This window comes from Geodermatophilus sp. SYSU D00867, from assembly GCF_054050315.1.
Window position 1 is genome coordinate 118505 of sequence record NZ_JBJGZC010000001.1, and the last position, 16556, is coordinate 135060.

10 protein-coding genes are annotated in these 16556 nt (G+C 72.0%); all 10 read left to right on the forward strand.

The window, feature by feature from the left end; genetic code table 11:
* The 10 genes from ACI8AK_RS00635 (at position 1) to ACI8AK_RS00680 (ending at position 16532) form a co-directional block, all read left to right on the forward strand.
* Positions 1–1401, forward strand: a complete 1401-nt coding sequence (locus tag ACI8AK_RS00635) for an MCE family protein (protein ID WP_456901401.1) — start codon at positions 1–3, stop codon at positions 1399–1401.
* Positions 1398–2435: an MCE family protein gene (locus ACI8AK_RS00640; protein ID WP_387987781.1), complete on the forward strand. Its 1038-nt coding sequence runs from the start codon at positions 1398–1400 to the stop codon at positions 2433–2435. The genes ACI8AK_RS00635 and ACI8AK_RS00640 overlap by 4 nt, the downstream gene beginning before the upstream one ends.
* On the forward strand, positions 2435–3469 hold the full coding sequence (locus ACI8AK_RS00645) for an MCE family protein (protein WP_387987779.1): 1035 nt from the start codon (positions 2435–2437) through the stop codon (positions 3467–3469). Before ACI8AK_RS00640 ends, ACI8AK_RS00645 begins: the two co-directional genes overlap by 1 nt.
* Positions 3466–4686 carry an MCE family protein gene (locus ACI8AK_RS00650; RefSeq protein ID WP_456954854.1) on the forward strand — a complete coding sequence of 407 codons (1221 nt, stop codon included), beginning with the start codon at positions 3466–3468 and terminating at the stop codon, positions 4684–4686. The genes ACI8AK_RS00645 and ACI8AK_RS00650 overlap by 4 nt, the downstream gene beginning before the upstream one ends.
* Positions 4683–5951, forward strand: coding sequence for an MCE family protein (locus ACI8AK_RS00655; protein WP_456954855.1), 1269 nt, complete (start codon positions 4683–4685; stop codon positions 5949–5951). Before ACI8AK_RS00650 ends, ACI8AK_RS00655 begins: the two co-directional genes overlap by 4 nt.
* The gene (locus tag ACI8AK_RS00660; protein WP_456954856.1) at positions 5948–7216 is read left to right on the forward strand and encodes an MCE family protein; all 1269 of its coding nucleotides are present in this window, start codon (positions 5948–5950) and stop codon (positions 7214–7216) included. Before ACI8AK_RS00655 ends, ACI8AK_RS00660 begins: the two co-directional genes overlap by 4 nt.
* Positions 7217–7274: 58 nt before the next feature.
* Positions 7275–7856 (forward strand): hypothetical protein, encoded by a 582-nt coding sequence (locus ACI8AK_RS00665; protein ID WP_387987770.1) that lies wholly within the window; start codon positions 7275–7277, stop codon positions 7854–7856.
* A 5-nt stretch (positions 7857–7861) separates the two neighbouring features.
* The gene (locus tag ACI8AK_RS00670; RefSeq protein ID WP_387987768.1) at positions 7862–8638 is read left to right on the forward strand and encodes a hypothetical protein; all 777 of its coding nucleotides are present in this window, start codon (positions 7862–7864) and stop codon (positions 8636–8638) included.
* 382 nt (positions 8639–9020) lie between these two features.
* Complete coding sequence (gene rpoB / locus ACI8AK_RS00675; RefSeq protein WP_456901394.1) at positions 9021–12530, forward strand: DNA-directed RNA polymerase subunit beta; 3510 nt, start codon at positions 9021–9023, stop codon at positions 12528–12530.
* 96 nt (positions 12531–12626) lie between these two features.
* The gene (locus ACI8AK_RS00680) at positions 12627–16532 is read left to right on the forward strand and encodes a DNA-directed RNA polymerase subunit beta' (protein WP_387987766.1); all 3906 of its coding nucleotides are present in this window, start codon (positions 12627–12629) and stop codon (positions 16530–16532) included.
* Positions 16533–16556 lie beyond the last annotated feature (24 nt).

The following is a 16556-nucleotide window of genomic DNA, read 5'->3' on the forward strand; positions in this document are numbered from 1 at the left end:
ATGAGCGGGGGCAGGGGCGCGGTGGTGCGCCGTCGGCTGCAGGGCGTGGCGTTCCTCGTCGTCCTGGTGGTGCTGCTCGCGCTGACCGTGGCGCTCTACACCAAGGCCTTCACCGACACCGCCCGCGTGGTGCTGCACGCCGACACCGTGGGCAACCAGCTGCAGGAGGCCTCCGACGTCAAGGTGCGCGGGGTGATCGTCGGCGAGGTGCGCTCGGTCGAGGCCTCCGCCGGGGGCGCGACGATCGAGCTGGCCATCCGGCCCGAGCACCTGGACCGCATCCCCGCCGACGTCACCGCCCGGCTGCTGCCCAAGACGCTGTTCGGCGAGCGCTACGTGTCCCTCGTGGTGCCCGAGCGGCCCTCGGGGGAGCGGCTGGCCGACGGCGACGAGATCGGCCAGGACCGCACCGAGAACGCCGTCGAGCTGCAGCGGGTCATCGACGACCTGCTGCCGCTGCTGCGGGCGGTGCAGCCGCAGGACCTCAGCTCCACGCTCGGCGCCGTCGCCTCGGCGCTGCGCGGGCGCGGTGACCGGCTGGGGGAGAACCTCGCCTCGATCGGCCGCTACGTCGGCGAGCTCAACACCGTGCTGCCCGAGCTGCAGGCCGACATCAGCGGGCTGGCCGACGTCGCCGACACCTACGACTCGGCCGCCGACGACCTGCTGGCCGTGCTCGACGACCTGGCGGTGACCTCGCAGACGCTGGTCGACCAGTCCGAGCAGCTGCGGCGCACGTTCACCGTCGTCGGCGCCTCGTCGGCGACCGCGGCCGGCTTCCTGGAGACCAACGAGCAGAGCCTGATCTCGCTGGCCGCCACCTCGCGGCCGGTGCTCGGGCTGTTCGCCGAGTACTCACCGGAGTACCCGTGCCTGCTCGACGGCCTGGCCCGGTTCAAGCCGATGATCACCGAGGCATTCGGCGGCGACGGCGACCCCGCGCTGAACCTGGACATCACCGTGACGCTGCCGCCGCGCAACCCCTACCAGCCCGGCGACCAGCCGGCGTACCTCGACCGGTCGGGCCCCGACTGCCAGGGCCTGGACGACATCGACGCGATCATCGCGGCCGCCGACCGGGGCGAGTACTACTGCCCGGTGCCGCCGGTGGACGGCGTCGACTCGGTGGACAACCCGTACAGCGGCAACCCGAACTGCCTGGGCGGCCGGGGACCCGAGGACGTCCCCGCCGGCGCCGGGGAGCCCGACGGCAACGTGACCACCGACCTGTCCGCCTTCGGGAACTCGGTGCCGGGCCGGCTGGCCGGGTCGACGGCGGAGCTGGACTTCGTGCGCAGCATCCTCGGCTACCAGACCGGCGTGGAGCCCGGCGAGGTCTCCGACCTGGCCGCCTCGACGATGGCGCCGCTGCTGCGGGGGACCCAGGTGGCGCTGCGATGAGGGGCCTCGCCGCGCCGCTGACCAAGCTGGCCGTGTTCGCCCTGGTGACCGTGCTCGCCAGCTACGTCCTGGTCAGCACCATCACCAACGCCGGCCACGGCGAGCCGCTGGAGTACCGGGCGCAGTTCACCGACGTCGCCGGCCTGGTGGAGGGCGACGAGGTGCGCATCGCCGGCGTCCGGGTGGGCCAGGTGACCGCCATCGGCCTGTCCGAGCAGACCGACCGGCCGGTGGCCGAGGTGACCGTCGCGGTCGACTCCGACGTCCCGCTGCCCACCTCGGTGCTGGCGACCATCCGCTACCGCAACCTCGTCGGCCAGCGGTACGTCGCGCTGACCGAGGGGGAGGGGGCGGCCGGGCGCACCCTCGAGGAGGGCGACACCATCCCGCTGGCCCAGACGGAGCCGGCGCTGGACCTCACCACGCTGTTCGGCGGGTTCCAGCCGCTGTTCCAGGCCCTGTCGCCGCAGGACGTCAACCGGCTGTCCTTCGAGATCGTCCAGGTGTTCCAGGGCGAGGGCGGCACGGTGGAGAGCCTGCTCGGCCACGTCGGCTCGCTCACCTCGTCGCTCGCGGACAAGGACGCCGTCATCGGCAGCGTCATCGACAACCTGACCTCGGTGATGGGCACGGTCGCCGCCCGGGACGAGCAGCTGTCGTCGCTGGTCGTCTCGCTGCAGCAGTTCGTCTCCGGGCTGAGCGAGGACCGCGACGCGATCTTCGACTCGCTGCAGACCATCGACGGCCTCGCGGTGAGCACCGCCGGGCTGCTCGAGGACGCCCGGGCGCCGCTGGCCGCGGACGTCGAGGGCCTCGGCGACCTGGCCGGCAACCTCGCCGACACCGGCGACGTCCTGGAGGACTTCCTGCAGCTCGCACCGACCAAGATCGACCTGATCACGCGGACCGCCGTCAACGGCAGCTGGTTCAACTTCTACCTGTGCGGGGCGTCCGGCACGGTCACCCTGCCCGGCGCGAGCGAGCCGAGCACCATCCCCGCGGGCGGGCTGTCCTCCGGCGCGAGGGGGTGCTGATGGCCCGCCGTCCGGCCAAGCCGTTCCGCGACCGCAACCCGGTCGTCATCGGGGCGGTCAGCCTCTCGCTGATCGCGCTGCTGGTGCTGCTCGCCTTCAACGCCCGGTCGCTGCCGCTCATCGGCGGGGGCACCGTCTACCGCGCCCAGTTCTCCGAGGCCGCGGGCCTCCGGCCCGACGACCCGGTGCGCGTCGCCGGCGTCAAGGTCGGCCAGGTCGAGAGCCTGGCGCTGGAGGACGGCGCGGTCACCGTCGAGTTCCGCGTCCGCGACGCGTTCGTCGGCGACCGGTCCGAGGCGGCCATCAAGATCGAGACGGTGCTCGGCGCGAAGTACCTGGCGCTGGTCCCGCGCGGCGCGACGCCGCTGGACCCCGAGCAGCGCATCCCGCTGCAGCGCACCGCCTCGCCCTACGACGTCGTCGAGGCCTTCGCGGACCTGTCCACCACCGTCGACGACATCGACACCGCCCAGCTGGCGAGCTCCTTTGAGGTGCTGTCGGAGACCTTCGCGGACACCCCCGACGAGGTCCGCACCTCCCTGGACGGGCTGGCCCGACTCTCGGACACCATCGCCTCGCGGGACGCCCAGCTGCGCGAGCTGCTGTCGGCCACCCGGGACGTGACCCAGGTCCTGGCCGACCGCAACGGCGAGTTCACCCAGCTCGTCCTGGACTCCAACACCCTGCTCACCGAGGTGCAGGAGCGCCGGGCGCTCATCGACTCGATCCTCACCAACACCCAGACGCTGGCCCAGCAGCTGACCGGGCTGGTCGCGGACAACCGCGAGGCCCTCACCCCGGCGCTGCAGCAGCTGTCGGCCGTCACCGACATCCTGTCGCGCAACCGCCAGGCCCTCGGGCAGACCGTCGCCGACCTGGCGCCCTTCGTCCGGGTCTTCACCAACACCCTGGGCAACGGCCGCTGGTTCGACAGCTTCGTGGAGAACCTGCTGCCCGGCGCCGTCGGGTCGGTGCTCTGCGGGGGCGCCGGCCAGGTGCCCGGGGGTCTCGTCTCCTGCGAGGAGGGCCGGTGACCGGGTCCCTGCAGCGCGGTGTCGCCCTGGTCGCCGCGGTCGTGCTGGTCGGCGCGGTCGGCTGGACCGTCCTGCGGCCGGCCGGCCAGATCCGGGTCACCGCGTACTTCGGCCAGGCCGTGGGCGTGTACCCGGGCGGCGACGTGCGGGTCCTCGGCATCGACGTCGGCGAGATCACCGACGTCGTCCCGATGGGCGACCGGGTGCGCGTCGACATGCTCGTCGACGACGAGTACGACATCCCGGCCGACGCCGACGCGGTCGTCCTCGCGCCGTCACTGGTCAGCGACCGGTACGTGCAGTTCTCCCCGGTCTACGACGGCGGCCCGACGCTGGAGGACGGCGCCGAGCTGGACCTGTCGCGCACGGCCACGCCGGTCGAGCTGGACGCGGTGTACGGCGCCCTCGACGAGCTCTCGGCCGCCCTCGGCCCGACCGGCGCCAACGCCGACGGCGCGCTGCAGGACCTGCTGGCCACCGGCGCGGACAACCTCGAGGGCAACGGCGACGCGCTCAACCGGACGCTGACCGGGTTCTCGACCGCGGTGCAGACCCTGGCGGAGAACCGCGACGACCTGTTCGGGTCGGTGGAGGACCTGCAGGCGTTCACCTCGGCGCTGGCCACGATCGACACCCAGGTCGGCCAGTTCAACGACAACATGGCCGCGGTCGCCGCCCAGCTCGAGGGCGAGCGGGAGGACCTCGCCGCCGCGGTGCAGCTGCTGTCGCAGGCGCTGGGCGAGATCGCCACGTTCGTGCAGACCAACACCGCGCTGCTGACGACGAACGTCGACCGGCTGGCCGACGTCACCCTCACCCTGGTCCAGCAGCGGCAGGCGCTGGCCGAGGTGCTCGACGTCGCCCCCGCCGCGCTGGGCAACGTCGCGCACGCCTACAACCCCGACTACGGCACGCTCGACACCCGCGACAACTCGCTGGGCTCGGCCAACCCGGAGGTCGTGGTCTGCCAGCTGCTGGCCCAGGCCGGCCGGCTGCGGATCGCGGGCGTGGACCCCACCGACCTGACCGCGTTCCTGCAGCTGCCGCCGACCGAGCAGGTCTGCCTGCGGCTGCTCTCGGGCGACCCCGGCAACGACGGGCAGCTCGACGACCTCAACGGCGACGGCGTGCCCGACCTGCAGGAGCTGCTCGGCACCCTGTTCGGCCGCGGCACCCCGCTGGTCGGCCTGCCGCCGGTGCCGGGGGCGCAGCGGTGAGCGCGCTGGGCCGGCGGGCGGTCGCGCTGGGTGCCGGGGTGCTGCTGCTGTCCGGCTGCGGCTTCCGCGGCGCCTACTCCCTCGACCTCCCCGGCGGCGCGGACGTCGGCGACGACCCGTACACGGTGCAGATCCAGTTCCTCGACGTCCTGGACCTCGTCCCGCAGGCCGGTGTCCGCGTCGCCGACGTCCCGGTCGGCCGGGTGCAGGACGTCTCGCTGGGGGAGGACTGGACCGCCCTGGTCACCGTCGAGATCAACGGCGACGTCGACCTGCCGGCCAACGCGGTCGCGATGATCCAGCAGTCCTCGCTGCTGGGGGAGAAGTACGTGGAGCTGGCCGCCCCGGGCACCGAGACGCCCACCGGCGAGCTCACCGACGGCGCGCTCATCGGCCTGGACCGCACCAACCGCAACGTCGAGGTCGAGGAGCTCCTCGGCGCGCTGTCGCTGGTGCTCAACGGCGGGGGGCTGGCCCAGCTGCAGACGATCAGCCGGGAGCTGGGTGACGCCCTCGAGGGCCGCGAGGACGCCGTCCGCGCCACCCTCACCCAGCTCGACACGTTCATCGCCGGCCTCGACCAGCAGCGCGACGAGATCGGCCGGGCGCTGGACAGCGTGGACGCGCTGGCCGAGTCCCTCGCCGCCCGCACCGGGACCATCGAGACGGCGCTGGACACCATCGGGCCGGGACTCGACGTCGTCACCGAGCAGCGCGACCTGCTCGTCTCGATGCTCGACAGCCTGTCCCGCCTCGGCGACGTCGGCACCCGGGTCATCCAGCAGGCCGGCGCGGACACCGTGGCCGACCTGCAGCTGCTGCAGCCGATCCTCACCCAGCTGGCCGCCGCGGGGCCCGACCTCGCCGAGTCGCTGGACCTGCTGCTCACCTACCCGTTCCCGGCCAGCTCGCTGTCGGCGCTGCAGTACCGGCCCGACGCGCGGACCGGCGGCTACGGCCTGTTCACCAACATGACGGCCAACCTGGACCTCGACCTGCGCGAGCTGCTGTGCCGCTACGTCGTCGACCCGGTCACCGGCGGCCTGGAGACCCTCGACCCGCAGGACCTGGCCGGCGACACCTGCGGCAGCGCCGGCACCCCGCCGGCCGACTCCGGAGGCGCCGGCACCGGCTCGTCGTCGCCGGCGCAGTCGCTCGCGCCGGGGCTGGGCGGGCTGGCCGGCACCGTCCTCGGCGGCGGCACCGGCGGCGCGCCGGCCGGCCTGCCCGGGCTGCCCGGCATCCCGACGGGAGGCACGCCGTGATCACCCGCAAGGTCAGGCTGCAGCTGCTCGCGTTCACCGCGGTCGCGCTGCTGGGCATCTCCTACGTCGGCTTCACCTACGTCGGCCTCGACCGGGTGCTGCTCGGCAGCGGCTACGACGTCGACGCCGACTTCGCCGACTCCGGTGGCATCTTCGTCAACGCCGAGGTCACCCACCGGGGCGTCGCCGTGGGCCGGGTCAGCGACATGCAGCTCACCGACGACGGCGTCCGGGTCACGCTGACCATCGACCCCGACGCCGACCCCATCCCGGCCGACACCGACGCCGTCGTGGCCACCCGCAGCGCCGTCGGCGAGCAGTACGTCGACCTGCGCCCGGCCACCGCCGACGGGCCGTACCTGGCCGACGGCGCGGTCATCCCGCAGTCGCGCACGGCCATCCCGATCCCGGTCGAGCAGCTGCTGCTCCACGTCGACCAGCTGGTCACCTCGATCGACCCGGAGGACCTGCGCGTCGTCGTCGACGAGCTCGGCCGCGCCTTCGCCGGCGCCGGCGACGACCTGACCCGGCTCATCGACAACGGCGACCTGCTGCTGGCCCGCGCCGAGGAGTCGCTGCCGCAGACGCTGCGGCTGATCACCGACGGGCGGACCGTGCTGCAGACCCAGGCCGAGAGCCGCTCGGCGATCGAGCAGTGGGCCGCCGACCTGCGCGCGGTCAGCGACACGCTGGTGGAGATCGACCCCGACCTGCGCGGCCTGGTCGTCAACGCGCCCGACGCCGGGGCGGCGCTGCAGGACCTGGTGGACGACGCGGGGCCCGGCCTCGGCTCCCTGGTGCGCCACCTCGACGTCCTCAACGGCGTCACCATCCCGCGCCTCGACGGCGTCGAGCAGATGCTCGTCACCTACCCCGACGCGGTCAGCGGCGGGTTCAGCGTCGTCCGCGACGACGGCGGCACGATGCGCGCGCACTTCGGCCTCGTGCTCAACAGCGACGACCCGCGGGCCTGCACCAGCGGCTACGTCTCCACCGGGCAGCTGCCCAGCCCGGGGTCGGTGGCCGGGCTGGACGTCGACTCCGTCGGCTGCGACGTCGTGGACGGCGCGGACCCGACCCCGGGCGACGGCGTGGACGAGTCGGGCTCGAACATCCGCGGCGAGCAGAACATCGGCCGCGACGGCGGCGTCGGCTCGCCCGGGCCGCAGGGCCGGGCCGGTGTCGGCGCGCCGGTGGCCTCGGTGGCCGACGACGTCCTCGGCGGCCTGCTCGGTGCCCTCCCCTTCGCACGGACGGCGGGCTGAGTACGTCATGCTCATCACCCAGAGCACTCGACACGACACGGGACGAGAGGAGGACGCGGTGACGCGCGCCGGGCAGGACACCGCGACGACCCCCGACGAGGTCCCCGCCGACCCCTCCGCCGACTCCTCCGCCGCCGACGACGCGCCGCGCGCCCGCCGCCGGCTGTCGGTCCCGCTGGTGCCCGTGCTCGCGGCGCTGCTCGTGCTGCTGCTCGCCGCGGCCGGGTGGCTGTGGCTGACCCGCGAGGACGAGTCACCGGTGCGCACCGACAGCTACGTGCAGGTGCTGCAGGCGGCCCGCTCGGGGATCGTCGACCTGACCTCCTTCGACGCGGTCACCATCGACGACGACATCGAGCAGGTACGCCGCGTCGCCACCGGCGACCTGCGCGACGAGTCCCTGGCCCAGCTGCAGGACCGCCGGCAGGAGCTGGTCGACGCCCAGGCGGTCGTGCAGACCGAGGTCGTCGGCGCGGGCGTGGTCAGCGCCGACGAGGACTCCGGCACCGTGCTGCTGGTCATCCGGTCGACGCAGCAGAGCACCGCCAGCCCGCAGGCCCAGGTGCTGCGCTACCGCATCCAGGTGGAGCTCGTGCGCGAGGACGGCCGCTGGCTGCTGTCCGGGATCTCGGGGAGGTGACCGGCGTGAGCGAGACCCCGGGGGAGCGCCCCCGCCCCACGCCGCGCCCGCGCGCGGACCGGCCCCGCCCGTCCCCGCGCCCCCGGGTGGCCGGCAGCCGCCGGGACCGGGAGGAGGCCCGCGCCCAGGCGCCGGAGGCATCCGTCACCGAGGTGCCGGCCGAGGCGCCCGCCCGGCACGGCGCCCGCCGCGCCCGCGCCGAGCGCCCGGCCCGGACCCGCACGGTCCCCGAGCCGTCGTCGCGGCGTCCTCGCCGGCTGCCGCTGGTGGCGGTCCTCACGGTGCTGTGCGTGCTCGCCGCCGGTCTCGTCGGCCTCCTGGCCTGGCAGCGGCTGGACCCCGCGCACGTCTCGCCGTCGGTGTTCGCCGCGGCGCGCGAGGACGTGCAGGCCCTCTACGCCTACGACTACCGGGACTCCGAGGGCAGCGTGCAGCGCAAGCTCGACGTCCTGACCGGCGACCTGCGGGACCAGTACGAGCAGGACCTGTCCCAGGGCGGGATCGTCGACACCTACGAGCAGGTGTCGGCCACCACGCGGTACGAGGTGCTCGACGTCGGCCTGCAGCAGGTCTCCGACGACCAGGACAGCGCGACCGTCGTCGTCTTCGGCCAGTACGTCGTCGAGTCGGTGAACAGCGGGACCCAGCCCGCCCCCGAGGGGTCGGAGTGCACGGTCACCCCCGAGGGGGCGCAGTCGTGCACCCAGACCGTCCAGGTGCAGCTGGCGAGGGTCGACGGCGACTGGAGGATCAGCGACCTGACCCTGCTCACGACCGGCTGATCCGGGGGCCGCGGGCCGGGCCGGCTCGCGCTCCGCGCGGCGTGGCGGAGACAGCGGGGCCCCCGGACTGGCATCATGGCCGCGCGGAACGCCGCCCGGTCTGCCGGACGCCGTCCTTCCCGGAGTGTGGCGGGGCTCGCCCCCCACCCCGACGTGGACAGCGTGCGCGAGCAGGGGTAGGGTTCTCTGTTGCGCTGCCCCCTGACTGCCTGCCCGCCGAGACGGGTCACCTGGGCTGCCCGGGATCCCCTCCCGGCACCTGGGCGACACCCCGTTCCCCAGCGGGCCGGACGCCGCGGACAGCCCCGCCATCACCGACGACGACCCAGGACGAACCCGCACCCACCGCCCGCACGTCGTGAGGTCCTTGGAAGGACGCATCTTGGCAGGCTCTCGCCCCACCAGCATCTCCCCCAGCACGACCGAGTCCGGCGGCTTCGGCCAGCAGAACCAGACTCCCCAGGCCGGCCCCCGCACCGGAGAGGCCGACCAGCAGAAGATCCCCGGCGCGCCGCTGCGCGTCTCGTTCGCGAAGATCTCCGAGCCCCTCGAGGTGCCGGATCTGCTCGCCCTGCAGACCGCGTCCTTCGACTGGCTGGTCGGCAGCCCCGAGTGGCGCGCCACCCTCTCGCCCGAGGAGCAGGCGACCGCCGTCGGCGGCCTGGCCGAGATCCTCGAGGAGATCTCCCCGATCGAGGACTTCAGCGGCTCGATGTCGCTGTCCTTCTCCAACCCGCGCTTCGAGGACGTCAAGGCGTCCCTCGAGGAGTGCAAGGACAAGGACATGACCTACGCGGCGCCGCTGTTCGTCACCGCCGAGTTCATGAACAACACCACCGGCGAGATCAAGAGCCAGACGGTGTTCATGGGCGACTTCCCGATCATGACGAACAAGGGCACGTTCGTCATCAACGGGACCGAGCGCGTTGTCGTCTCGCAGCTCGTGCGCAGCCCCGGCGTCTACTTCGACAAGACCCTGGACAAGACCTCCGACAAGGACGTCTTCAGCGCCAAGGTCATCCCCAGCCGTGGTGCGTGGCTGGAGTTCGACGTCGACAAGCGCGACACCGTCGGCGTCCGCATCGACCGCAAGCGCCGCCAGCCGGTCACCGTGCTGCTCAAGGCGCTGGGCTGGACCGAGGACCGCATCCGCGAGCACTTCCAGTGGTCGCCGACCGTCCTCGCCACCCTGGAGAAGGACCACATCGCCGGGCAGGACGAGGCCCTGCTCGACATCTACCGCAAGCTGCGGCCGGGCGAGCCGCCGACGCGGGAGAGCGCCCAGGCGCTGCTGGAGAACCTCTTCTTCAACCCGAAGCGCTACGACCTGGCGAAGGTCGGCCGCTACAAGGTGAACAAGAAGCTCGGCGTCGAGGTCCCGCAGGGCACCCTGACGCTGACCGAGGACGACATCGTCGCCACCATCGAGTACGTCGTGCGGCTGCACGCCGGCGAGCCCGACCACGGCGTCGACGACATCGACCACTTCGGCAACCGCCGCCTGCGCACCGTCGGCGAGCTGATCCAGAACCAGATCCGGGTCGGCCTCTCCCGCATGGAGCGCGTCGTCCGCGAGCGGATGACGACCCAGGACGTCGAGGCGATCACGCCGCAGACCCTGATCAACATCCGGCCGGTCGTCGCCTCCATCAAGGAGTTCTTCGGCACCAGCCAGCTCTCGCAGTTCATGGACCAGACCAACCCGCTCGCGGGCCTGACCCACAAGCGCCGCCTGTCGGCGCTGGGCCCGGGTGGTCTGTCGCGTGAGCGGGCCGGCATGGAGGTCCGCGACGTGCACCCGAGCCACTACGGCCGGATGTGCCCGATCGAGACCCCTGAGGGCCCGAACATCGGCCTGATCGGCTCGCTGTCGGCCTACGGCCGGGTCAACGCCTTCGGCTTCATCGAGACCCCCTACCGGCGGGTCGAGAGCGGCGTCGTCACCGACCAGATCGACTACCTGACCGCCGACGAGGAGGACCGCTTCGTCGTCGCCCAGGCCAACTCGCCGCTGGACGCCCAGGGCCGGTTCGCCGAGGACCGCGTCCTGGTCCGCACCAAGGGCGGTGAGGTCGACTACCTGTCGCCCGAGCAGGTCGACTACATGGACGTCTCGCCGCGGCAGATGACCTCGGTCGCGACGGCGATGATCCCGTTCCTCGAGCACGACGACGCCAACCGCGCGCTCATGGGCGCCAACATGCAGCGCCAGGCCGTCCCGCTGCTGCGCAGCGAGGCGCCGCTGGTCGGCACCGGCATGGAGCTGCGGGCCGCCGTCGACGCCGGCGACGTCGTGGTGGCCGAGAAGGCCGGTGTGGTCGAGGACTCGACCGCCGACTACGTCACCGTCATGGCCGACGACGGCACCCGGCAGACCTACCGGCTGCTGAAGTTCCGCCGCTCGAACCAGGGCACCTCGATCAACCAGACCCCGATCGTCGAGGAGGGTCAGCGGGTCGAGGTCGGCCAGGTCATCGCCGACGGGCCGTGCACCGACCAGGGCGAGATGGCGCTGGGCAAGAACCTGCTCGTCGCCTTCATGCCGTGGGAGGGCCACAACTACGAGGACGCGATCATCCTGTCGCAGCGCCTCGTGCAGGACGACGTCCTGTCCTCGATCCACATCGAGGAGTTCGAGGTCGACGCCCGCGACACCAAGCTCGGTGCCGAGGAGATCACCCGGGACATCCCGAACGTCTCCGAGGAGGTCCTCGCCGACCTCGACGAGCGCGGCATCATCCGCATCGGTGCCGAGGTCGTCCCCGGCGACATCCTCGTCGGCAAGGTCACGCCCAAGGGCGAGACCGAGCTGACCCCCGAGGAGCGGCTGCTCCGGGCGATCTTCGGTGAGAAGGCCCGCGAGGTCCGCGACACGTCGCTGAAGGTCAAGCACGGTGAGTCCGGCAAGGTCATCGGCGTCCGCGTGTTCTCGCGCGAGGACGGCGACGAGCTGCCCGCCGGCGTCAACGAGCTGATCCGGGTCTACGTCGCCCAGATGCGCAAGATCTCCGACGGCGACAAGCTCGCCGGGCGCCACGGCAACAAGGGCGTCATCGCGAAGATCCTGCCGCAGGAGGACATGCCGTTCCTCGAGGACGGCACCCCGGTGGACATCGTCCTCAACCCGCTCGGCGTCCCGGGCCGGATGAACGTCGGCCAGGTCCTGGAGACCCACCTCGGGTGGATCGCCAAGTCCGGCTGGCAGGTCGAGGGCACGCCCGAGTGGGCGGCCAACCTGCCCGAGCAGGCGCGCCAGGCGGAGCCGGGCACCCGGACCGCGACGCCGGTGTTCGACGGCGCCCGCGAGGAGGAGATCATCGGCCTGCTGGGCTCGACGATCCCCAACCGCGACGGCAACCGGATGGTGCAGGAGACCGGCAAGGCGCGGCTGTTCGACGGCCGCTCCGGCGAGCCCTTCCCCGAGGCCATCTCGGTGGGCTACGTCTACATCCTGAAGCTGCTGCACCTGGTCGACGACAAGATCCACGCCCGGTCGACCGGCCCCTACTCGATGATCACGCAGCAGCCGCTGGGTGGTAAGGCGCAGTTCGGTGGCCAGCGCTTCGGTGAGATGGAGTGCTGGGCGATGCAGGCCTACGGCGCGGCCTACGCGCTGCAGGAGCTGCTGACCATCAAGTCCGACGACATCCTGGGCCGCGTCAAGGTCTACGAGGCCATCGTCAAGGGCGAGAACATCCCCGAGCCGGGCATCCCCGAGTCGTTCAAGGTGTTGCTCAAGGAGCTGCAGTCGCTCTGCCTCAACGTCGAGGTCCTCTCCGGCGACGGGCAGGCGATCGAGCTGCGCGACACCGACGACGAGGTGTTCCGGGCCGCGGAGGAGCTGGGCATCGACCTGTCCCGCCGCGAGCCCTCCAGCGTCGAGGACGTGTGATCGGCCGCCGGCCGGCCCTCCTCGTGACGGGCCGGCCGGCGTCCCCAGCCAACGACTAGAAGTGCAGTAACGAGCCCCGGGAAAGGGGTCCACTCAGTGCTCGACGTCAACTTCTTCGACGAGCTCCGCATCGGTCTGGCCACCGGCGACGACATCCGCCAGTGGTCGCACGGTGAGGTGAAGAAGCCCGAGACCATCAACTACCGGACGCTGCGCCCGGAGAAGGACGGTCTCTTCTGCGAGAAGATCTTCGGTCCCACGCGGGACTGGGAGTGCTACTGCGGCAAGTACAAGCGCGTCCGCTTCAAGGGCATCATCTGTGAACGCTGCGGCGTCGAGGTGACCCGGGCCAAGGTCCGCCGCGAGCGGATGGGGCACATCGAGCTGGCCGCGCCGGTCACCCACATCTGGTTCTTCAAGGGCGTCCCCTCGCGCCTGGGCTACCTGCTCGACCTGGCGCCCAAGGACCTCGAGAAGATCATCTACTTCGCCGCCTACCTGATCACCTCGGTCGACGACGAGGCGCGCCACCGCGACCTCCCGACCATCGAGGCCGAGATCAGCGCGGAGAAGCACAACCTCGAGAGCCGGCGCGACGCCGACGTCGAGGCCCGCCAGCAGAAGCTCGAGGCCGACCTGGCCGAGCTCGAGGCGGAGGGCGCCAAGTCCGACGTCCGCCGCAAGGTGCGCGAGGGCGGCGAGCGCGAGATGCGCCAGCTGCGCGACCGCGCCCAGCGGGAGATCGACCGCCTCGAGGAGGTGCTCGACACCTTCCGCAAGCTCGAGGTCAAGCAGCTCATCGCCGACGAGGGCCTGTACCGGGAGCTGCGCGACCGGTTCGGCGAGTACTTCGAGGGCGGCATGGGTGCCGCTGCCCTGCAGAAGCTGCTGGCCGACTTCGACCTCGACGCCGAGGCCGCCTCGCTGCGCGAGACCATCCGCAACGGCAAGGGCCAGCGCAAGCTGCGGGCCCTCAAGCGGCTGAAGGTCGTCGCGGCGTTCCAGCAGACCCGCAACTCGCCCATGGGCATGGTGCTGGACTGCGTCCCGGTCATCCCGCCGGACCTGCGCCCGATGGTGCAGCTCGACGGTGGCCGCTTCGCCACCAGCGACATGAACGACCTGTACCGCCGGGTCATCAACCGGAACAACCGGCTCAAGCGGCTGCTCGACCTCGGTGCGCCCGAGATCATCGTGAACAACGAGAAGCGGATGCTCCAGGAGTCCGTGGACGCGCTGTTCGACAACGGCCGCCGCGGCCGTCCGGTCACCGGCCCGGGCAACCGCCCGCTGAAGTCCCTGAGCGACCTGCTCAAGGGCAAGCAGGGCCGGTTCCGCCAGAACCTGCTCGGCAAGCGCGTCGACTACTCCGGCCGGTCGGTCATCGTCGTCGGCCCGCAGCTGAAGCTGCACCAGTGCGGCCTGCCCAAGCAGATGGCGCTGGAGCTGTTCAAGCCCTTCGTCATGAAGCGGCTGGTCGACCTCAACCACGCGCAGAACATCAAGTCCGCCAAGCGCATGGTCGAGCGCGCCCGTCCCGTCGTGTGGGACGTGCTCGAGGAGGTCATCACCGAGCACCCGGTGCTGCTGAACCGGGCGCCGACGCTGCACCGCCTGGGCATCCAGGCCTTCGAGCCGCAGCTGGTCGAGGGCAAGGCCATCCAGATCCACCCGCTGGTCTGCACGGCCTTCAACGCCGACTTCGACGGTGACCAGATGGCGGTCCACCTGCCGCTGTCGGCGGAGGCGCAGGCCGAGGCCCGCATCCTCATGCTGTCCAGCAACAACATCCTGAGCCCGGCCGACGGTCGCCCGATCACCGCGCCGACCCAGGACATGGTGCTGGGCCTGTACCACCTGACCACCCTGGTGCCGAGCCGGCACGAGGCCGACGGTGGCCGGCCGGCGGCCTTCGGGTCGACCGCCGAGGCGATCATGGCGTTCGACAAGGGCGCCCTGGGCCTGCAGGAGCGGGCGCTGATCCGCCTCGACGAGGTGTTCGGCGTCGACAACGGCAAGGTCAACCCCGCGTGGGAGCAGCCCGCCGACTGGACCCCGGGTGCCCCGGCGCTGGTCGAGACCAGCCTGGGCCGCGTGCTGTTCAACGAGGCCCTGCCCGAGGACTACCGCTTCGTCAACTACCAGGTGCCGAAGAAGGAGCTCGGGGCGATCGTCAACGACCTCGCCGAGCGCTACCCCAAGGTGCAGGTCGCGGCGACGCTGGACGCCCTCAAGTCGGCCGGCTTCCGCTGGGCGACCCGCTCGGGCGTCACGATCGCCATCGACGACGTCGTCACCCCGCCGGCCAAGCAGGAGATCCTCGACCGGCACGAGGCCGAGGCGCGGGGCATCGAGCGGCAGTACGAGCGCGGTGTCATCACCGACGCCGAGCGCCGCGGCGAGCTGATCGAGATCTGGACCCGCGCGCGGGCCGAGGTCTCCCAGGCGATGGTGGACAACTTCCCGACCACCAACCCGGTCTGGGTCATGGTCAACTCGGGTGCCCGAGGCAACATGATGCAGATCAGCCAGATCGCCGGCATGCGCGGCCTGGTGGCCAACCCGAAGGGCGAGATCATCCCGCGGCCGATCAAGGCCAACTTCCGGGAGGGTCTGTCCGTGCTGGAGTACTTCATCTCCACGCACGGTGCGCGCAAGGGTCTGGCCGACACCGCGCTGCGGACCGCGGACTCCGGCTACCTCACCCGCCGGCTGGTCGACGTCTCGCAGGACGTCATCATCCGCGAGGAGGACTGCGGCACCGAGCGCGGCGTGGTCATGCCGATCGCGACCGTCGTCGACGGTGTCCTGACCCGGGACGCGCACGTCGAGACCAGCGTCTACGCCCGCTCCCTGGCCGCCGACGTGGTGGCCGAGGACGGCACGCTGATCGCGCAGGCCGGCCAGGACCTGGGTGACGTGCTGATCGGCCAGCTGGTCGACGCCGGCGTCGCCGAGGTCAAGGTCCGCTGCGTCCTGACCTGCGAGTCCCTGCTGGGCACCTGCGCGACCTGCTACGGCCGGTCGCTGGCCACCGGCAAGCTCGTCGACGTCGGCGAGGCGGTCGGCATCATCGCCGCCCAGTCGATCGGTGAGCCCGGCACCCAGCTGACGATGCGCACCTTCCACACCGGTGGTGTCGCGGGTGAGGACATCACCCACGGTCTGCCGCGTGTCGTGGAGCTCTTCGAGGCCCGCGTCCCCAAGGGCAAGGCCCCGATCGCCGAGCTGGCCGGCTCCGTCCGGATCGAGGACGGCGAGCAGTTCCGCAAGCTGACCATCACCCCGGACGACGGCTCCGACGAGGTCGTCTACGACAAGCTGTCGCGCCGGTCGCGGCTGCGGGTCGAGGACGGCGCCCACGTCGAGGTCGGCGAGCAGCTCACCGAGGGTGCGGTGGACCCGCACGAGGTGCTGCGGATCATGGGCCCGCGCGAGGTGCAGCTGCACCTGGTCCGCGAGGTCCAGGAGGTCTACCGCAGCCAGGGCGTGTCGATCCACGACAAGCACATCGAGGTGATCATCCGCCAGATGCTGAAGCGGGTGACCATCATCGACTCGGGCGCCACGGAGTTCCTCCCCGGCGCGCTGGTCGAGCGGACGCTGTTCGAGACCGAGAACCGCCGCGTCGTCGCCGAGGGCGGCGAGCCGGCCTCGGCCCGCCCGGTGCTCATGGGCATCACCAAGGCCTCGCTCGCCACCGAGTCGTGGCTGTCGGCCGCCTCCTTCCAGGAGACGACCAAGGTGCTCACCGACGCCGCCATCCAGGGCAAGAGCGACTCGCTCCTCGGCCTCAAGGAGAACGTGATCATCGGCAAGCTGATCCCGGCGGGTACGGGCATCAGCCGCTACCGGAACATCACGGTCGAGCCGACCGAGGAGGCCCGCGCCGCCGTCTACACGATGGCCGGGTACGACGACGGGCAGTACTACAGCCCGGACGTCTTCGGGTCGGGCTCCGGTGAGGCCGTGCGCCTCGAGGAGTACGACTGGCGGGGCTGACGAAGGACCTCCCTCTCCCCACCG

Coding starts and splice junctions, on each gene's coding strand:
- ACI8AK_RS00635 (WP_456901401.1), top strand. CDS start 1: ATGAGCGGGGGCAGGGGCGCGGTGGTGCGCCGTCGGCTGCAGGGCGTG.
- ACI8AK_RS00640 (WP_387987781.1), top strand. CDS start 1,398: ATGAGGGGCCTCGCCGCGCCGCTGACCAAGCTGGCCGTGTTCGCCCTG.
- ACI8AK_RS00645 (WP_387987779.1), top strand. CDS start 2,435: ATGGCCCGCCGTCCGGCCAAGCCGTTCCGCGACCGCAACCCGGTCGTC.